Genomic DNA, 19,771 nt, shown 5'->3' with positions numbered 1-19,771 from the left:
ATGTAGTGAAGCTTTTTTGTTGGAGATGGACGCGGTATTGTATACTAGAAATAAGCGTTCGTTTGTAATGCTTCAGTAAAATAGGAGGGTGAAAAATTGTATAAGAAAAGAAGGGAACCACTGGAATTAGCTTTATTAAAATCATTAAATAGCCGAATGGAATTATCTAATGAATTGAAGACAAAGTACTTAAATCAAGGGAAAGGCTGGGAAGGAGAGAGGAAGTTTGATAAGTATTTAAAGGATTTAGCCCCAAATAGTATTATATTAAATGATTTATTATTACAATCACACCAGACGACATTTCAAATCGACTCCTTATTGATAGAAGGAGATGCACTTCATCTCTATGAAATTAAGAACTATGAAGGTGACTTTTATTATGAAAATGATCGATTCTATAAGAAAAACAATAAAGTAGAAATCAATAATCCTATTACTCAATTAAAACGAACCGATTCATTATTAAGACAATTAGTTCACCAGCTTGGTTACTCCATTACAATTATTCCACACGTTGTTTTTATAAACCCCGAATTTATCTTATATCAAGCTCCACTTCATTTGCCTTGCATTTATCCTAACCAATTAAATCGTTATGTTAAATTATTAGAAAAAAATAAATCACAAGTAAAAAAACAGCATGCGGTCTTTGCTGAAAAGTTGATCGCTCTTCATATGGATGAATCACCTTATCGAAGAATGCCAAGTTATACCTATGAAGAACTTAAGAAAGGAATCCTTTGCGATAAATGTAACTCACTGTTCATTTCAACAGAAAGTGCAATGATCAAATGTGATGTATGTGGATATACAGAAAGCTTGGAGTTAGCTGTTTTACGAAGTGTTAAAGAATTTAAGCTGCTTTTTCCAGAAAGAAAGATAACGACAAAAGAAATACATGACTGGTGTCTGATATCGGGAGGAATGCGAAGGATTAAGAGAATATTAGATAAGCATTATAGGCTTATTGGTGTACATCAGTGGGCGTATTATGAGTGAAAGACAGTATTCAACAAGGGGATGAACACCAAAATAACCAGAAGAAGCAGGAAAAGTGCTTTCATCAAAGGAATGAACACCAAAATAACTAGAAGAAGCAGGAAAAGTGGTTTTCATCAAAGGAATGAACACCAAAATAACCAGAAGAAGCAGGAAAAGTGGTTTTCATCAAAGGGATGAACACCAAAATAACTAGAAGAAGCAGGAAAAGTGGTTTTCATCAAAGGGATGAACACCAAAATAACCAGAAGAAGCAGGAAAAGTGGTTTTCATAAAGGAGATGAACACCAAAATAATCAGAAGAAGTAGGAAAAGTGATTTTCATAAAGGAGATGAACACCAAAATAACCGGAAGAAGCAGGAAAAGTGCTTTCAGCAAAAAAATTCCTCACAAAATCCCCTCCCTCCTTACAAACCAACTAACCAATACTCCCCGTTCTATTCCGATTCGTACAAGCATATATTTCAATTGAGTTAGTATAAAGGAGGTTCCATCTGTATGCGGGTTTCAAACGTAACCGTTCGGAAGCGATTGTTGATAGCGCTTGTTGCTGGGATAGTTATTTTTCTAATAATTGATACAAGATTAGCGTATGTTCAATTTTTTCTAGGGGACGAGCTTACAACGAAAGCGAAAAATTTATGGAGTAGACAAATTGCTTTTGAGCCACAACGAGGAGAGATCTTGGATCGCAATGGAATAGCGCTTGCCACTAATGTCAGTGCGCCAACGGTTTATATAGTACCACGCCAAATTAAAGATCCAGCCGACACCGCTGAAAAGCTTGCAGAAGTATTAGAAGCAGATAAGGAATCTGTTTATAAGCAGATTATTCAAAGGGAGATGAGTGTTCGCTTAAAAGAAGGCAGGAAAATCACGCATGAAAAAGCCAAAAAAGTTCGTGCACTTGATATAGACGGTGTATATATTGGTGAAGATTCAAAGCGATCTTATCCTTTTGGAAATTATTTATCCCATGTATTAGGGTTTGCTGGTATTGATAATCAAGGGCTAATAGGTTTAGAGCTGGAATATGATGATGAGTTGAAGGGAAAGAAGGGATCTGTTCAATATTATTCGGATGCGAAAGGGCAGAGAATGAATGATATGGCTGATGCCTATGAAGCTCCGGTAAATGGGAATGATTTAGTCCTTACTATTGATACAAAAATTCAAACGATTGTAGAAAGAGAATTGGATATAGCTCAACAAACCTATGATCCTGAATCGATTATCGCACTTGCGATGAACCCAAAAACTGGCGAGGTTTTGGCAATGTCAAGTCGACCAGGCTTTAATCCATCTGATTTTCAAAATGTGGATTCCACTGTTTATAATCGTAATTTACCGATCTGGAGTTCGTATGAACCAGGATCTACCTTTAAAATTATTACATTGGCAGCAGCTTTAGAAGAAGGAAAAGTGGACTTAGATAAGGACACTTTTTATGATAAAGGGTATGCAGAAGTGGGTGGAGCAAAACTTAAATGCTGGAAGCGAGGAGGACATGGCTCGCAAACGTTTTTAGAGGTCGTTCAAAATTCTTGTAACCCTGGTTTTGTAGAATTAGGGGAACGTCTTGGCAAAGATAAGCTGTTTCAATATATTCGTGATTTTGGATTTGGGCAAAAAACAGGAATTGATTTACAAGGGGAATCAAAAGGGATTTTGTTTAACATGGACAGAGTAGGCCCGGTGGAGCAAGCGACTACAGCATTTGGTCAAGGTGTCGCCGTAACACCAATTCAGCAAGTTACGGCACTATCTGCCGCAATTAATGGAGGTACTTTATATACTCCTTATGTAGCAAAAGAATTGATTGATCCATCTACAGGTGAAGTAGTTATGGAGAAAAAACCTGTTGCAAAGAGAAAGGTAGTTTCTGAAGAAACATCTAAAGAAGTGAGACGGGCATTAGAAAATGTTGTGGCAAAGGGATCTGGAGGAAAGGCCTTTGTGGAAGGCTATCGAGTTGGTGGAAAAACTGGGACGGCTCAAAAAGCTTCTGGTGGAAGATATTTAGAAAATAACTATATTCTTTCCTTTATCGGCTTTGCACCTGCTGATGATCCTGAATTAGTTGTGTACGTGGCAGTAGATAACCCAAAAGGAACGGTGCAATTCGGTAGTGCGGTTGCTGCTCCAATTGTTGGTGCGATTATGGGAGATAGTTTGAGAGCCCTTGGTGTGGAACCGCGTAAAGATCAAATTGACAAAGTATATAAATATCCGGAAAATCCATTAATAGAAGTGCCAGACCTTGTTGGGCATACGAAAAAAGATATTAGTGAAATGTTTATTAATCTTAAAATTGATTCAAGCGGAAGCGGGGATACGGTGATTAAGCAGTCTCCAGAACCTGGAACAAAAGTGAAGGAAGGATCAACCATTTTGATTCAGTTTAATTAATTGGATAAGAGGCGGCCGAATAATACGTGCCGCTTCTCTTTCCCCTATAAAAAAAGCCTCTAGATCCTGTTAATACTGGAATCGAGCTCGTATGTACATAATTAAAATTTTCCTCTATCTTAAATTATTCTTCTAATATAAATTCTCCAACAATAAGGTACAACATAGATAAATTTTTTTTAATCATGTAAAATAATATACGCTAAGAAAATTGTATAATCTATATGGCTGGTTCATTATTTAGTATATAATTAATATTTATGAGCAATCAAAGATTACATATAGAGCTAGAGAAAAGAGGAATCAAAAAGCGATGCAATTAAAAAAACTTATTGAGAGTTTACAGCCATACACTTCTTATACCGGAGAAGATGTGGAAATAAAATCAATAGAGAATGATAATCGCAAAGTATCAGATGGCAGTCTTTTTATTTGTATAAAAGGATATACAGTGGATGGTCATGATTTTGCCCAAAAAGCATACGAATCTGGGGCAGTCGCTGTCATAGCAGAAAGAAGTTTATCCTTGCCTATTCCAGTTATCATTGTAAAAGATACAAAAAGAGCTAGTAGTGTGCTTGCAGATGTATTTTATCAAAAGCCGACCCAAAAGCTTCAGCTTATTGGGATAACAGGTACAAATGGAAAGACAACAACTAGCCATTTAATAGATGCTATATTAAAAGAGGCGCATAAAAAAACAGGAATCATCGGTACGATGTATACCAAAATCGGTGAGGAAATACAAGAAACAAAAAATACAACTCCAGAAGCTGTGACACTTCAGAAGCTGTTTCATCAAATGGTGGAACAAAAAGTTGATACAGCTGTTATGGAAGTATCTTCCCATGCCCTTGTAGAAGGCAGAGTATTTGGCTGTGATTATGATATTGCTGTTTTTACCAATCTTAGTCAAGATCATTTAGATTATCATGGTACGATGGAAGAATATAAAAAAGCGAAAGGATTGCTTTTTACAAGACTAGGAAATGCCTTTTCGTCTGAAAAGCCGAAATTTGCTATTCTAAATAAAGATGATGCAGCAGCAAATGAGTATGAAACCATTACAGCGGCTCATATTCTAACATATGGAATTGATACAGAAGCTGATATAATGGCAAAAAATATAAAAATCACGGCAGCAGGTACATCATTCGATTTACATTCTCCGCTTGGCATACATTCTGTCCAGTTGAAAATGGTTGGAAAATTTAACGTGTATAATACACTAGCAAGCATTGGTGCTGCAATTGCAAGTAATATTCCAATGGAAGTGACCATCAATGCACTTGAAAAGGTAGCAGGAGTCGCAGGGAGATTTGAAACGGTTAATGCCGGCCAAGATTTTTCAGTGATCGTTGATTATTCACATACACCTGATAGTTTGCAAAACGCTTTGCAAACGGTAAAAGAATTTGCTAAGAATAACATATATGTAATCGTTGGCTGTGGGGGAGATAGAGACAAGACGAAGCGTCCTTTAATGGCGAAAATTGCTTGTGAGGAAGCGAGCTATGCTATCCTAACCTCCGATAATCCTAGAAGTGAAGATCCGCTTGCCATATTAAAAGATATGGAGCAAGGAGTTAAGGGAGAACAGAATTATACAATAATCTCTGATCGCAAAGAGGCTATTGCCTTTGCTGTTGATCAAGCCCAGCCTGATGATGTTATTCTAATTGCAGGGAAAGGCCATGAAACGTATCAAATTATTGGTTCTAAAGTGTTAGATTTTGATGACCGTTTAGTTGCAAAAGAAGCGATAGAGGAGAGAAAAAATGACACTGTCCTATAAATTAATCCTCCAGGCTATACCTGAAGCAAAAGGGTTTGTGAAAGAAGATTTGCGTTTTCAAACCGTGTCATTCTTAGCAGAGTGCGAACAGCCAAAAGGACTGTTTATTCCATTATATAAAGATAACTCTGGTGATTTGAGTGCTGCTATAACAAATGGAGCAATTGGAGCGATTTGGGAAGAGGGGATGGAACTCCCAACCTATACACCTAATCATTTTCCAATTTTTTATACAAAAGATTTAAAGGAAGGCATATTAAAAATGAGCAAAATTTACGAGCAACAATTACAAGCACAAGAAAAAACAACTAAATTTATTTTTTTGCAAGAAAACAGTCTGAATTCCCATATAGAAACATATGATATAGCGGTAATTAGAGAGCATGTATTAAATACAAACAATCAAGTGAAAGGAGGGAATTAAAATGCAGGAGAAAGTTATCTTTTTTACGATTCTATTAGGTTTTTTAATAACGGTATTAATTTCTCCCTTTTTTATTCCCTTCTTGCGAAGATTAAAATTCGGACAAAGCATTAGAGAAGAAGGACCGAAATCTCATCAGAAAAAAACGGGAACGCCAACTATGGGGGGCTTAATGATTATTTTCTCCATTGTGGTAACGACTTTGGTAATGATTAATAAATTTTCAGAGCCGACGATTAAGACGTATTTATTACTTTTAGTATTAGTCGGGTTTGGATTGTTAGGCTTTTTAGATGACTTTATAAAAGTAGTGATGAAGCGTAATTTAGGATTAACTTCTAGACAAAAGCTATTAGGGCAGATTGTTATTTCGCTTATTTTTTACTTTGTTTTACGCGAAAACGAATTTTCTACTGCTATTTCGATTCCTTTTGTAGATAAACCACTAGAATTAGGTTGGTTCTATGCACTATTTATTATTTTTTGGTTAGTTGGATTTTCTAATGCGGTGAATTTAACAGATGGCTTGGACGGATTAGTTTCTGGGACTTCTGCTGTGGCGTTTGGAGCGTTTGCTGTCCTTGCATGGAGTCAATCACAGTTTGAAATTAGTATTTTCTCGGTAGCCATTGTGGGCGCAGTTTTAGGATTCTTAGTATTCAATGCCCATCCAGCAAAAGTATTTATGGGAGATACTGGTTCACTTGCACTTGGAGGTGCTATTGCAGCGATTGCTATCTTAACAAAGACAGAAATCTTGTTAATATTAATAGGTGGAGTATTTGTTATTGAGACACTTTCAGTCATTCTTCAAGTAATATCTTTTAAATCAACAGGAAGAAGAATTTTCCGTATGAGTCCATTACATCACCATTATGAACTAGTTGGCTGGTCTGAATGGCGAGTAGTTGTGACATTTTGGACGGTAGGATTATTATTCGCCGCTCTAGGAATTTATATTGAGGTGTGGTTATAATGAAGCAGATTAACGATTTTCATCATAAAAAAATACTAGTATTAGGCCTTGCTAAAAGTGGAGTAAGCGCAGCTCAATTACTACATAATTTAGGGGCCTTTGTAACAGTAAATGATAGTAAGCCATTGGATGAAAATCCGGAAGCGCAAGGTTTATTAGAACAAGGAATAACGGTTATCTGCGGAAGCCATCCTATTGAGTTACTGGAGGAAGGTTTCCAGCTGATCGTAAAAAACCCTGGCATTCCTTACTTTAATCCAATGATTAAAAGGGCGGTGGAGCGCGGCATTCCTGTCATCACAGAGGTAGAACTAGCATATAGAGTTTCCGAAGCCCCATTCCTTGCGATCACTGGGTCAAATGGGAAAACAACGACCACAACCTTATTGTTTGATATGTTAGAAGTTGATAAGAAAAAGCCACTGATAGCTGGGAATATTGGAACAGTTGCTTCTAATGTAGCCCAAGTTGCAGAGGAAGATAATAAAATAGTGATTGAATTATCCTCCTTTCAATTAATGGGAATTGAAAAATTCAAGCCGAAAATTGCGATCATTACAAATATTTATGAGGCACATTTAGATTATCATGGGACACGGGAAGAATATGCGAAGGCAAAAGGAAACATTACGAGAAACCAAGATGAAAGTGACTATTTAATTGTGAACGTCGAACAAGAGATTGTCATGGATATCGCGAACAGCAGCAATGCAACGATTATTCCTTTTTCTGCAAAACGTGAACTTGAGTATGGGGCCTATGTAAAAGATAATATTATTTATTTTAATGATCAAAAAATTATGGCATTGTCAGATATAATGTATTTAAGTGCATTAAATTTAGAAAACATCCTTTCATCTGTTGCAGCAGCAAAATTATCAGGTGTAACAAATGAAAGTATTTTTGCAGTATTAAGTACCTTTAAAGGGGTTAAGCATCGTCTGCAATTTATTAAAGAAGTTAATGGACGGAAATTCTATAATGACTCGAAAGCAACAAATATTCTGGCAACACAAAATGCCCTTGCAGCCTTTAATGAACCGGTTATTCTGCTAGCTGGTGGACTGGACCGTGGAAATGAATTTGATGAACTCATTCCATCTCTTAAAAATGTAAAAGCTATGATTACTTTTGGACAAACTGCTGGAAAAGTGGAGAAGGCAGGCAAGCTTGCAGGAATAAAAACCATTAAACGCGTCGATAATGTGGACAAAGCAGTACCTGCTGCCTATGACTTATCAGAAAGCGGAGATGTTATTCTTCTTTCCCCAGCATGTGCAAGCTGGGATCAATATAAAACTTTTGAAGTCAGAGGAGACATTTTTATCAATGCGGTGCATATGCTTAAATAAGGGCTTGTCTGTAAGTAGGCGTTGAAAGAAAACTTGAGATCTATATGGATAGAAATAAAAAAGTATCCATATAAAATACTTACTTTAAAGTAAGCTCTGTAAATGATAACAAGGTTAGTAGAAAAAGGATGCAGGTTCCATTTCATCTAAATTGGGGTGGAAGGAACAATCTTCCCTTTTTCCTGTTTTAACTGATGATTTACAGAGCTTTCTTTTTTTTATCCGATTCCTCAGTAGTATACAAAGAAATCTGGATATAAATCGCTTTTCTTTGTTGCAAGCCCTTAATCTTGCAGGTTCGAGGTGTTAATGGTGCCATCAAAAAAAACGACTCCAGATATAATTTTAATGATTATTACATTTACATTGCTAGCTATAGGGTTAATCATGGTGTATAGTGCTAGTGCTGTTATGGCGGAACGAAATTTAGGTGATTCTTTTTTCTTTGCTAAAAGGCAAATGCTTTTTGCAGGGGTCGGAATTGCAGCAATGTTATTTATTATGAATCTAGATTATTGGATATGGAGATCCTGGGCTAAACCGATTATTATAGTTTGTTTTATTTTACTTGTCGTTGTTTTAATTCCTGGAGTGGGGTTAGTTCGAAATGGTTCACAAAGCTGGATTGGAGTAGGAGCTTTTTCCATTCAGCCCTCTGAATTTATGAAAATAGCAATGATTCTTTTCTTAGGAAAATTTCTATCGGAAAATCAAAAGCATATAACCTCCTTTAAAAAAGGGTTACTTCCCTCATTAGGTCTGGTATTCCTTGCCTTCGGAATGATTATGCTTCAGCCGGATTTAGGTACTGGGACAGTTATGGTTGGTACAAGTATTGTCATGATTTTCATTGCTGGTGCTCGCATTCGCCATTTTGTTATATTAGGTCTTATTGGAGTAGCTGGTTTTATCGGACTGGTTGCATCAGCCCCTTATAGGATTAAAAGGATAACATCCTTTCTGGATCCGTGGTCAGATCCATTAGGAAGCGGATTTCAAATAATCCAATCTTTATATGCAATTGGTCCAGGCGGTTTATTCGGTTTAGGCCTTGGGGAAAGCAGACAAAAATTCTTCTACTTGCCTGAGCCCCAGACAGATTTCATTTTTGCGATTCTGTCAGAAGAATTAGGCTTTATCGGCGGCTCTCTGATTTTATTATTATTTGCACTTTTACTTTGGAGAGGCATAAGAATTGCATTAGGAGCTCAAGATTTATTTGGAAGCTTTGTGGCAGTCGGGATCATTTCCATGGTTGCAATTCAAGTTATGATTAACATTGGGGTGGTAACAGGGCTAATGCCGGTTACAGGGATTACACTTCCGTTTTTAAGCTATGGCGGCTCATCGCTGACACTTATGTTAATAGCGATAGGCATCCTTCTAAATGTAAGCCGATTTTCGCGGTATTAAATGCAGCCTCTTATCCTTAATAGGCGAGGAAGCCTCATAATTGGATATTTTTATAGAATTTATAGAAACCTAGTGAAGTGAGTGCATTCTCATTTACTAGGTTTTTTATGTGGAAAGCTAAAGATTGTTTATCGTAGTAGTTTCTGCCTTAAAAAGGGAAGGAGTGTTATAGAATACAAAAAATTTATTTTTTTCACACATATGATAAATCTTTTTCAAACATGACAATATGACTTGTAGGAAGACGAAATGTATTACATTTCATTATCATTTTCAAGATATTCATAAAGCAAGTTTAAAATATAGTACAATAAGGTATCTATTATTTGGGAGATGACGGCAAAGCTAAAAAATATCTTAAAAAATAGCAGAAGATTATTTCTGTTTTATGTTATTTGAAGCTATAATGTAAAAGAGAAGAAAACAACGTTTTTTTCAGGAAAAAGTAGAGATGAGAAGTATTTTGAGGTGGAAAGAATGAAAATAGTAGTAAGCGGCGGAGGAACAGGGGGACATATATACCCTGCATTAGCATTGATTCGCGAAATAAAAAGAGAAGTGAAGGATGCTGAATTTCTTTATATCGGAACAGAGCAAGGGCTAGAAAGTAAATTAGTTAGAAGAGAAGATATTCCATTTAAAACAATACATATCACAGGGTTTAAACGAAAACTTTCCCCGGAAAATGTGAAAACAGTTTGGAGATTTATTGCAGGTGTACAAAAAAGTAAAGCGATTTTAAAAGAATTTGAAGCAGACGTTGTCATCGGAACAGGCGGATATGTTTGTGGCCCGGTTGTATATGCGGCAGCTAAGCTTGGAATACCGACTATTATTCATGAACAAAATAGTGTTCCAGGGTTGACCAATAAGTTTTTAAGTAGATATGTCGATAAAATAGCGATTTGTTTTGAAGAAGCTGCTTCTTTTTTTCCAGATGAAAAAGTTGTGATGACTGGGAATCCAAGGGCATCCGAAGTGTTAAACCAGGATGGAATAAAAGGTCGCTTATCAGTCGGATTAAAATTAAAAGAACCCGCTGTTCTTATTGTTGGCGGGAGCAGAGGAGCAAGACCGATAAATGATGCTGTAATTGCGGCTTTACCACAATTAGGGGAAAAAGCTTATCAAGTTCTTTATGTAACAGGAGAGGTACATTACGAAGCGGTAAAGAAAGAAGTAGAGCGTGTCGGCAATCCGGAAAATGTTATTATTAAGCCATTTGTCCATAATATGCCTGAAGTATTAACGAGTATTGATTTAACTGTTGCAAGAGCCGGCGCAACAACATTAAGTGAGTTAACCTCGCTTGGTATTCCGAGCATTCTTGTGCCAAGTCCTTATGTAACGAATAATCATCAAGAAAAAAATGCACATGCATTAACAAGTAACGGAGCAGCCAAAATGCTCCTTGAACGTGATATGAATGGCCAAAAATTGATAGAAGAAATGGATACTATCATGCTAAATCCTGTTTTGCTGAAGGAGATGAAAGAGGCTTCCAAAAAATTAGGTATTCCTGATGCGGCAATGAGGCTGTATAATGTCATGAAGGAAGTAATCAATAACAAGAAAAAATAAGATAGCAAATAGAAAATGTGTTTGTTAAAAAAAGGTGGACAACCTATTGTATTGTTATGTACTATTTCCTTATTTAATAATATCGGGGTGATTTTTTGGAAAAAGGGAAGGTAGTTTCTTTAGAAGATAGAATTCCAAAATTAAAAGAGCAGAGACGAAGAAAAGCGAATCGCCGCCTTATTTTCCTTCTCCTTCTATTCTTCCTAATCATCGTTTGCGTTATATACTTCCAATCACCTTTAAGTCATGTGAAAAACATCGAAATTACGGGGAATCGTTTATATTCTTTTGAAGACTTGGAGAAAATGAGCGGAATTAACAGCAAAACAAATATTTGGACAATCAAAAAAGATAAGCTCACAGAGAAATTAAAAGACTCAGGTGGAATTAAATCTGCTAAGATTTCTATTGTTTTTCCAAATACTGTTCATATAGACGTAAAAGAGTACAGGAAGATTGCTTACTTTGAAGTAAAGAATGAATTTATTCCACTTCTTGAAAATGGGGAGATGCTGCAGGATAGAGCAATGACCAATAGTCCCTATGATGCTCCTATTATTAAGGATATGAAGAGCGATGATAAAGTAATCAAAAAAATAGGGGAAGAACTAAATAAACTGTCAGCAGAAGTGTATAATGCGATTTCTGAAGTAAGGTATACTCCTAGGAATACAGATAAGTGGCGTGTTACTGTATATATGAATGATGGGAATCAGGTATTAGCTTCTTTATCCTCTTTTTCTGATAAGATGCAGCATTATCCATCCATCATTTCCCAGTTGAATACAGATAAAAAAGGCGTTATTGATTTAGAGGTAGGTTCCTATTTTAAAGCTTTTGATTCGGAAGGGGAAAAGAAGAGTGAAGAATAATAAAAGAAGAAGAAATGTTATCTTCTCCTTAGTTTTTCTTGTACTTGGATTTATGATTTCTTTTTCCTATCAAAATACAAAAAAAGATGAAGGTAAAGGACTGAACGAGAGCCAATTTGAAAGAGATTTGGATTTGCGCAATGAGCTAATCGAGCAGGAAGAAAAGAATAATGAGTTATATAAGGAGTTAAAGGGAAACCAAAGGGAATTGGTTCAATTAGAGAAGAAGCTTTCTAATGAAGCAGAGACTTATTATAACTTGGCAGAAGATGCGGAAAAATACCGGATATATTTAGGAAAGGTTGCAGTAAAAGGGGAAGGGGTACAAATTGCTTTGGAAGATGGTGAGTATAATCCAAAGGAAGATAATGTCAATAATTATTTGGTACATGAGCATCATGTATTTAAAGTGATTAACGAGCTGTATATTGCTGGTGCAGAAGCGATTAGTATCAATGGACAAAGACTAGCACATAATTCTTATATCATTTGTAATGGTCCCGTAATTGAAATAGATGGTTACCAGCACCCGGCCCCTTTTGTTATTACGGCAATTGGCGATAGCGATGTGTTAGAAGGCGCAATAAATATCAATGGTGGCGTAAAGGATTTGTTAGTAAATGATAATGTAAGATTTACGCTTGAGAAAAAAAGAATGATACAAATGGATCCTTTAAATGTTAATTAACGATAAGTATGATTTAGAAAGTATGATGCGCTTTGAATAAGAAATTTATAACCATGACGGGAATTACGCTTATTGCTGGATTTATGATAGCAGTTCAATTTCAGACAATAAAAGAACCTGCTGTCCGAGACACGAGAGATACTTGGGAGTTAAGAGAAGATCTTATCCAAGAGAAAAAAATAGAGTTAAAGCTAATAGATGAGATACGTTCGACTAATGGAAAGATAGAAGAATATGAGAATGAAACCCCAAGAAGCAAAGAAGCGGTATTGAAAGAGACTTTGGCAGAATTAAAGCAGGAAGCGGGCTTAACAGAAGTAACGGGAAAGGGAATTATCTTAAAGATTGAGCCTGTCAGTACAGAAATTCTTTTAGGTGAAGATCCCGGAGTAGTTACCTCTGAATTATTACAACGGTTAGTAAATGAATTAAACTTATATGGTGCTGAGGAGATAGCGATAAATGATAATCGTTATGTAAATACAACGGTTATCCGTGAAATTAACAATGTGTTAAAAATGGATGGGAACCCCCTGAATCAGCTGCCAATTGAAATAAAAGTGATAGCGAAGGATGCTGACACTGCTGAAAAACTATTTAATTACATGAAGGTTTCCAAGTCAGCAGATGAATTTTTCTTATCTAATCTGTTATTGAATGTCGTGATGCCAAAAGAACCGATCAACATTCCAGCATATAGTAACCCCATAAATATCCATCATATGAAGCCTGTAAGTACAAGTAAAGGAGGAGATTCTTAATGTGGCTTCCTATATTTGGGTTGATTGTTGGGATAGTATTGGGATTATTAACCGATATAAAAGTGCCAGACGAATATGCTAACTATTTATCAATCGCTGTTCTCGCTGCACTGGATACTTTATTTGGAGGAATTCGTGCTCATCTGCAAAATATATTCGACGAGAAAGTATTTGTAACTGGGTTCTTCTTTAATATTGCTCTTGCAGCAAGTTTAGCTTTTCTAGGTGTACATCTTGGTGTAGACTTATACTTAGCGGCTATTTTTGCATTTGGTGTTCGACTATTTCAAAATATAGCTGTCATCCGCAGTATTATCTTAAAGAAATCAAATGCGCATTCTCTTGAAAAAAATGAAAAAAGTTGACAGAGAAAAAAGGGAATATATTAGTTTTGGCGAATAATTTAAATATTAATAGATATAGTGGAAGTGAATTACGATATTTCCTTGTGGAATAAGTAATTAGTCCTATTTGTAGTAAAAAAGACCAAAATTGTGTTGACACTTTGCAAAAACTTAGTGAAAATATGGTGTTGCCTGGTATACAATAGAATAGTTGTGAAGATTAGATTATTTTATGTATATCAAATAAACTATGTAAATAGCAGACATTACTTCTGATAAAAAAGTTGAATTTTTGACTGTATGACATAACTTGTTGTTCACATTATTTAAAATGCAAAAGGAGGTGCCCGAGAATGAACAGCAATGAACTTTATGTAAGTCTAGACATCGGTACATCCAGCATAAAAGTAATCATTGGAGAAATGATTAACGAATCTTTAAATATTATTGGTGTAGGCATCGTCCCATCAGAAGGTTTAAAAAAAGGTTCAATTGTGGATATAGATGAAACCGTTCATTCTATTCGACAAGCAATTGAGCAGGCCGAACGAATGGTTGGGATGGAGATAAAGCAAGTAGTTGTTGGCGTTTCGGGAAATCATGTAAATCTGCAAACCTCACGTGGAGTAGTTGCAGTTTCAAGTGAAAATCGCGAAATTACAATTGAAGATGTAATTAGGGTAAAGGATGCTGCACAGGTAGTTTCCATTCCCCCAGAAAAAGAGATTATTGATATAATTCCTAAACAATTTATTGTAGATGGATTAGATGAGATTACTGATCCGCGAGGAATGATTGGTGTAAGATTGGAAATGGAAGGTACTATTATTACTGGAAGTAAAACCATTTTACATAACACCTTAAGATGTGTGGAAAGAGCAGGTCTTGAAATTCAAGATATCTCCTTGCAGCCACTTGCCGCAGGATCTTTTGCGCTTTCAAAAGATGAGAAAGACTTAGGAGTGGCGTTAGTAGATATAGGCGGAGGATCTACTACTATTGCTGTATTTGAAAATGGATTCCTTAAAGCCACCAGCATTATTCCTGTAGGTGGAGATCATATTACCAAAGATTTATCCATTGGTCTTCGAACTACAACAGAAGATGCAGAGAAAATAAAAATAAAGTATGGTTATGCTTTTTATGATCATGCTTCTGAAGAGGAAGTATTCAGCGTTCCTATTATCGGAAGCGATCAGCATCAGCAATTTAATCAATTGGAGATTTCTGATATTATAGAAGCAAGATTAGAAGAAATCTTTGAACTTGTTGGTCATGAACTAGCGAGACTAGGAGTATACGATCTTCCAGGAGGATTCGTATTAACTGGAGGAGTAGCTAGTACGAAGGGAATTTTAGAATTAGCGCAAGATATTTTCCAAAGCCGAGTTAGAATTGCTATTCCTGATTATATCGGAGTAAGAGAGCCACAATATACTACTGCAGTTGGTTTAATTAAATTCTCCTATAAAAATAGTAAACTTCAAGGGGGAAATATTCATAACCCTGTTACTGTTCCTGCTGAAACAAGGGAAAAAGTTCAAAAAACAGCATCCCAAAAACCAGCTTATGAGAAAAAACAAGTGGAAAAAGAACCCTCAAAGTTTAAGAAATTTATGGGATATTTCTTTGATTAATGAAATGTCTTTAATAGGACAAGCATAATTTTGATAAAAAGAACTTCGAGAAGGCTGAGAGTCGTTTAGGGTCAGTCTAGGTATTAAAATGGTATGTTACTCCATATCACCAAGACTTGAGATGCGGACAGTTCGATACTGCTGAATATCGACGAATTAGGAGGATTTGTCATGTTGGAATTTGATACAAATATAGATTCACTAGCTGTAATAAAGGTTATAGGAGTAGGTGGCGGTGGAAATAACGCTGTTAACCGAATGATTGAGCATGGGCTACAAGGGGTAGAGTTTATTGCTGTGAATACAGATGCACAGGCATTAAATTTATCTAAAGCAGAAATCAAGATGCAAATTGGCGGAAAACTTACAAGAGGATTAGGCGCGGGTGCAAATCCTGAAGTAGGGAAAAAGGCTGCTGAGGAAAGCAAAGAACAAATAGAAGAAGCATTAAAAGGAGCAGATATGGTCTTTGTTACGGCAGGAATGGGTGGCGGAACTGGGACAGGTGCTGCACCAGTTATTGCTCAAATCGCCCACGACCTAGGCGCATTAACAGTAGGGGTAGTTACAAGACCATTTACTTTTGAAGGAAGAAAAAGATCCACACATGCTGCAAGCGGAATTACAGCATTGAAGGATGCTGTGGATACATTGATCGTTATTCCAAACGACCGCTTACTTGAAATCGTAGATAAATCAACTCCGATGCTTGAAGCGTTTAGAGAAGCGGATAATGTATTACGCCAAGGTGTACAAGGTATCTCTGACTTAATCGCAACACCAGGTCTGATTAACTTAGATTTCGCTGATGTGAAAACAATTATGGTGAATAAAGGTTCTGCACTTATGGGCATAGGTGTTGCAGCAGGGGAAAACCGTGCAGCTGAAGCAGCGAAAAAAGCAATTTCTTCGCCACTGCTGGAGACTTCCATTGATGGAGCACAAGGAATATTAATGAATATCACTGGTGGTACGAATTTAAGCTTGTATGAAGTACAAGAGGCAGCCGATATTGTGGCATCCGCTTCCGATCAAGATGTAAATATGATTTTCGGATCCATTATCAATGATGATTTGAAAGATGAAATTGTTGTTACGGTGATTGCTACTGGCTTTAACCAAGATTTATCGCAGCTGCAGCCAGATAGACCTGGATTTGGCGGTTTAAAGCCAAATAACAATAATACAAACCCTATTAATAATCAGGTTAACAATAGAGAAGTAAAACGCGAAGAGCCGCATGTGCAAAAGGAACAACAACCAAGAAGCAATGCACAACAACCAGAGGATGCTTTAGATATCCCGACATTCTTAAGAAATAGAAACCGCAGAAGGTAATTATTTCTATAGCAAAAACCTTTCCATTTTTTCATAATGGAAAGGTTTTTTTGTTTTCTCTTTCAAAAATGAAGCAATCTCCCCTTTTATTTATAGTAAACCTCATCGCTTCTTTTATTTTTATTCCTTAGAATTAGTAAAAAAACTGATAATATTTCGCTAGAACTTAAAGTTTTTAACAGAGGAGATATAGTGACAAAAACCGTTAGAAATAGAGCAAATTTCTGATATTTTGATTACAGAAAGTGACAGAATTTCAAGAACAAGTACGTTATACTTTTTCGTAACAGATTAGTAGAGAGAAGATTTACTTCTTTTGTTGCTTTTATAAAAGAGAGGAGGAGTTACATGCTTGGCCATTTATTTAGATGTGATATGGCTATTAAATTTACTGTTTGACAGTTTATTACTATATTTAACAGGCATTCTATTAAAGAAAAAAATCATCCATTGGCGAATATTGCTTGGAGGGCTAATTGGTTCCCTTATTATCCTTTTTTCGATAACGCCGCTCAGTCCCTATTCTAATCATCCCATATCGAAGCTTCTGTTTTCTATTGTGATGGTGGCAACGGCTTTTGGATATAAGCGATTTCGTACCTATATCCAAGCTTTAATGATATTTTACTTAGCTACTTTCTTAATCGGAGGAACATTGATAGGTGCTCATTATTTTATCCAGTTTGATTTCGATCTTTCTTCTTCTGTCCTTCTTGCTAGTATTAAAGGGTTTGGTGATCCGATAAGTTGGCTTTTTGTTTTGTTAGGATTTCCGATTGTTTGGTACTTTTCGAGAAGAAATCTGGAAGGGATGGAAGTGACAAAAATCCAATATGAACAAATAATCGACGTTATTTTTCAAATAGGGGGAAAAGAATTTTCTATCAAGGGTCTGGTGGATAGTGGTAATCAAGTATATGATCCCATTTCCCGCCTTCCAGTAATGTTTGTATCTTTGAAAAATATAGAAAAGGATATGCCAGCAGAAATAATTCGTCTCACGGAGCAGCCAGAAGCCATTATCTATGGCAGTCAACCAATCGCACCAGAATGGGAAAGCAAGATGCGAATTATTCCATATAAGGTAGTTGGCAAGGACCACCAGTTACTTATTGCCGTGAAACCGGATACTTTGTTTTTAAAAAAAGAGCAGGAAGTAATTGTTGTGGAAAAGGGATTAATCTCGTTTACCAGTCAAGTTCTATCTGCTGAGGGCATATTTGATTGTATTGTTCATCCGAAAATGCTTTTAGGAAAAAAATCAATCGAAGAAAAGGTTAGTTAATATATTATACTCACGAAAATCATCGTTTAGAAGGAGGAAATGCACATGAGTAAATGGAAGCTTCGCTTATCTTATTATTGGTACAAATTACTGATGAAACTTGGATTGAAAACAGACGAAGTATTTTATATTGGTGGAAGTGAAGCACTGCCTCCTCCGTTAACGAAAGAAGAAGAGGAAATCCTTTTAGAAAAACTCCCAAAAGGAGACCAAGCAGCTCGTTCGATGCTGATAGAGAGAAATTTACGCCTTGTTGTTTATATCGCAAGAAAGTTTGAAAATACTGGGATTAACATCGAAGATTTAATCAGCATTGGCACAATTGGATTAATTAAGGCGGTTAATACGTTTAATCCGGAGAAAAAAATAAAACTGGCAACATATGCTTCTAGATGTATTGAAAATGAAATATTGATGTATTTGCGCAGAAATAATAAAATCCGTTCAGAGGTTTCATTTGATGAGCCATTAAATATTGATTGGGATGGAAATGAACTTCTTCTCTCCGATGTAATGGGGACAGAGGATGATATTATAACGAAAGATTTAGATGCAAGTGTAGATAAAAAGCTATTAGTAAAAGCGCTTCACCAATTGTCTAAAAGAGAGAAACAAATTATGGAATTACGGTTTGGTTTAGGAACGGGAGAAGAAAAAACGCAAAAAGATGTAGCGGATATGCTTGGGATATCCCAATCGTATATTTCTCGATTAGAGAAAAGGATTATTAAAAGACTACAAAAAGAATTTAATAAAATGGTCTAAAAAAATTTTTCGTTTGAAAAGCCTTGTCCCACATAATTTCAGTTAAAATTAGCGTAAATTGGAAATTTAACAAAAATTCATCCCATGCATATTTTTCCTTCTCGGGGAGATACTGTTTTTTGTACAGCAGCTCCTGTGAGGAGGGAAATAGATTGACTCGAAATAAAGTAGAAATTTGCGGTGTGGATACATCAAAGCTTCCAGTGTTAAAAAACGAAGAAATGAGATTGCTCTTCAAGCAAATGCATGAGGGAGATACATCCGCAAGGGAAAGTCTCGTAAATGGGAATCTCCGCCTCGTATTAAGTGTTATACAGCGATTTAATAATCGAGGAGAATTCGTGGATGACTTATTTCAAGTGGGTTGTATTGGTCTAATGAAATCTATCGATAATTTTGATTTAAGTCAAAATGTTAAGTTTTCCACCTATGCTGTTCCGATGATTATTGGAGAGATTCGTCGTTATTTACGCGACAATAATCCAATTAGGGTTTCCAGATCTCTGAGAGACATTGCTTATAAGGCACTACAGGTCAGAGAAAGGTTGATGAACAAAACATCAAAAGAACCAACAGCTGAGGAAATTGCCAAAGAGTTAGACATTCCACATGAGGATATTGTCTTTGCATTAGATGCTATTCAAGATCCAGTATCGCTTTTTGAACCAATCTATAATGATGGTGGAGATCCGATCTATGTAATGGATCAATTAAGTGATGAAAAGAACAAGGATATACAGTGGGTGGAAGAATTAGCATTAAAAGAAGGAATGCGCCGATTAAATGATCGAGAAAAGTTGATTTTGCGAAAGCGGTTTTTTCAAGGTAAAACACAAATGGAAGTGGCAGATGAGATCGGCATCTCACAAGCGCAAGTCTCAAGATTGGAAAAAGCTGCTATTAAACAAATGAATAAAAACATTCAAAGCTAAATAGGAAATAAAACAGGTTAGACTTCTTAAAGTAGGTACTTTAATGATTGTCTAGCCTTTTCTATTGGTATAAAATTTTACTATATATAGCTCTAGTGAGGGAAAATAAAAGGGAGAGGAATGGCAGGGAAGAAAAGAGTGAATTTCATAAATGCAAGCTTATTTCTAAAGAAAAATATGTTTTTCTGTGACCAAT

General features: G+C 36.1%; 17 protein-coding genes. All 17 read left to right on the top strand.

The features are described 5' to 3' along the window. Positions 1-96 precede the first annotated feature (96 nt). The 17 genes from BCI01S_RS03735 to sigG all read left to right on the top strand — a co-directional run bounded on the left by BCI01S_RS03735 (position 97) and on the right by sigG (position 19,575). Positions 97-1,002 carry a nuclease-related domain-containing protein gene (locus BCI01S_RS03735; protein WP_047939906.1) on the top strand — a complete coding sequence of 302 codons (906 nt, stop codon included), beginning with the start codon at positions 97-99 and terminating at the stop codon, positions 1,000-1,002. A gap of 499 nt (positions 1,003-1,501) precedes the next feature. Further along, complete coding sequence (locus BCI01S_RS03730; protein ID WP_061796777.1) at positions 1,502-3,412, top strand: stage V sporulation protein D; 1,911 nt, start codon at positions 1,502-1,504, stop codon at positions 3,410-3,412. Between the two features lie 313 nt (positions 3,413-3,725). Next, entirely contained in the window at positions 3,726-5,207 is a 1,482-nt protein-coding gene (locus BCI01S_RS03725; RefSeq protein WP_047939908.1) for a UDP-N-acetylmuramoyl-L-alanyl-D-glutamate--2,6-diaminopimelate ligase, read from the top strand. Next, entirely contained in the window at positions 5,191-5,631 is a 441-nt protein-coding gene (locus tag BCI01S_RS03720) for a hypothetical protein (protein WP_047939909.1), read from the top strand. The genes BCI01S_RS03725 and BCI01S_RS03720 overlap by 17 nt, the downstream gene beginning before the upstream one ends. Before the next feature lies 1 nt (position 5,632). Continuing rightward, positions 5,633-6,607, top strand: coding sequence for a phospho-N-acetylmuramoyl-pentapeptide-transferase (gene mraY, locus BCI01S_RS03715; RefSeq protein ID WP_047939910.1), 975 nt, complete (start codon positions 5,633-5,635; stop codon positions 6,605-6,607). Beyond that, positions 6,607-7,959: a UDP-N-acetylmuramoyl-L-alanine--D-glutamate ligase gene (gene murD, locus BCI01S_RS03710; RefSeq protein WP_061796775.1), complete on the top strand. Its 1,353-nt coding sequence runs from the start codon at positions 6,607-6,609 to the stop codon at positions 7,957-7,959. Before mraY ends, murD begins: the two co-directional genes overlap by 1 nt. 312 nt (positions 7,960-8,271) lie before the next feature. Beyond that, entirely contained in the window at positions 8,272-9,372 is a 1,101-nt protein-coding gene (gene spoVE, locus BCI01S_RS03705; RefSeq protein WP_047939912.1) for a stage V sporulation protein E, read from the top strand. A gap of 477 nt (positions 9,373-9,849) precedes the next feature. Further along, a complete protein-coding gene (murG, locus tag BCI01S_RS03700; RefSeq protein WP_061796774.1) occupies positions 9,850-10,953 on the top strand; it encodes an undecaprenyldiphospho-muramoylpentapeptide beta-N-acetylglucosaminyltransferase in 1,104 nt (367 codons plus the stop codon). A 95-nt stretch (positions 10,954-11,048) separates the two neighbouring features. After that, a complete protein-coding gene (locus BCI01S_RS03695; RefSeq protein ID WP_061796772.1) occupies positions 11,049-11,825 on the top strand; it encodes a cell division protein FtsQ/DivIB in 777 nt (258 codons plus the stop codon). Next, positions 11,815-12,513: a DUF881 domain-containing protein gene (locus BCI01S_RS03690; RefSeq protein WP_047939915.1), complete on the top strand. Its 699-nt coding sequence runs from the start codon at positions 11,815-11,817 to the stop codon at positions 12,511-12,513. Before BCI01S_RS03695 ends, BCI01S_RS03690 begins: the two co-directional genes overlap by 11 nt. A 32-nt stretch (positions 12,514-12,545) precedes the next feature. Next, positions 12,546-13,274, top strand: coding sequence for a DUF881 domain-containing protein (locus tag BCI01S_RS03685; protein ID WP_369988450.1), 729 nt, complete (start codon positions 12,546-12,548; stop codon positions 13,272-13,274). Continuing rightward, positions 13,274-13,639, top strand: a complete 366-nt coding sequence (locus BCI01S_RS03680) for a small basic family protein (RefSeq protein ID WP_047939917.1) — start codon at positions 13,274-13,276, stop codon at positions 13,637-13,639. The genes BCI01S_RS03685 and BCI01S_RS03680 overlap by 1 nt, the downstream gene beginning before the upstream one ends. A gap of 332 nt (positions 13,640-13,971) precedes the next feature. Then, the gene (ftsA, locus tag BCI01S_RS03675; RefSeq protein ID WP_061796770.1) at positions 13,972-15,255 is read left to right on the top strand and encodes a cell division protein FtsA; all 1,284 of its coding nucleotides are present in this window, start codon (positions 13,972-13,974) and stop codon (positions 15,253-15,255) included. A 171-nt stretch (positions 15,256-15,426) separates the two neighbouring features. Beyond that, positions 15,427-16,593, top strand: coding sequence for a cell division protein FtsZ (ftsZ, locus tag BCI01S_RS03670; protein WP_047939919.1), 1,167 nt, complete (start codon positions 15,427-15,429; stop codon positions 16,591-16,593). A 352-nt stretch (positions 16,594-16,945) separates the two neighbouring features. Beyond that, entirely contained in the window at positions 16,946-17,878 is a 933-nt protein-coding gene (gene spoIIGA, locus BCI01S_RS03665; protein WP_047939920.1) for a sigma-E processing peptidase SpoIIGA, read from the top strand. A 45-nt stretch (positions 17,879-17,923) separates the two neighbouring features. Continuing rightward, complete coding sequence (sigE, locus tag BCI01S_RS03660) at positions 17,924-18,643, top strand: RNA polymerase sporulation sigma factor SigE (protein WP_047939921.1); 720 nt, start codon at positions 17,924-17,926, stop codon at positions 18,641-18,643. Between the two features lie 152 nt (positions 18,644-18,795). Then, the gene (gene sigG / locus BCI01S_RS03655) at positions 18,796-19,575 is read left to right on the top strand and encodes an RNA polymerase sporulation sigma factor SigG (protein WP_047939922.1); all 780 of its coding nucleotides are present in this window, start codon (positions 18,796-18,798) and stop codon (positions 19,573-19,575) included. The last annotated feature ends 196 nt before the right edge of the window (positions 19,576-19,771 follow it).

The sequence above is a fragment of the Niallia circulans NBRC 13626 genome (assembly GCF_001591585.1).
Taxonomy (GTDB): domain Bacteria; phylum Bacillota; class Bacilli; order Bacillales; family Cytobacillaceae; genus Niallia; species Niallia circulans.
This window is presented reverse-complemented; position numbering and strand designations above follow the sequence as displayed.

Excerpts from the sequence above, each read along its gene's own strand:
- BCI01S_RS03725 (WP_047939908.1), top strand. The coding sequence starts at position 3,726 with ATGCAATTAAAAAAACTTATTGAGAGTTTACAGCCATACACTTCTTAT.
- ftsA (WP_061796770.1), top strand. The coding sequence starts at position 13,972 with ATGAACAGCAATGAACTTTATGTAAGTCTAGACATCGGTACATCCAGC.
- BCI01S_RS03720 (WP_047939909.1), top strand. The coding sequence starts at position 5,191 with ATGACACTGTCCTATAAATTAATCCTCCAGGCTATACCTGAAGCAAAA.
- murD (WP_061796775.1), top strand. The coding sequence starts at position 6,607 with ATGAAGCAGATTAACGATTTTCATCATAAAAAAATACTAGTATTAGGC.
- BCI01S_RS03730 (WP_061796777.1), top strand. The coding sequence starts at position 1,502 with ATGCGGGTTTCAAACGTAACCGTTCGGAAGCGATTGTTGATAGCGCTT.
- mraY (WP_047939910.1), top strand. The coding sequence starts at position 5,633 with ATGCAGGAGAAAGTTATCTTTTTTACGATTCTATTAGGTTTTTTAATA.
- BCI01S_RS03680 (WP_047939917.1), top strand. The coding sequence starts at position 13,274 with ATGTGGCTTCCTATATTTGGGTTGATTGTTGGGATAGTATTGGGATTA.
- murG (WP_061796774.1), top strand. The coding sequence starts at position 9,850 with ATGAAAATAGTAGTAAGCGGCGGAGGAACAGGGGGACATATATACCCT.
- sigE (WP_047939921.1), top strand. The coding sequence starts at position 17,924 with ATGAGTAAATGGAAGCTTCGCTTATCTTATTATTGGTACAAATTACTG.
- ftsZ (WP_047939919.1), top strand. The coding sequence starts at position 15,427 with ATGTTGGAATTTGATACAAATATAGATTCACTAGCTGTAATAAAGGTT.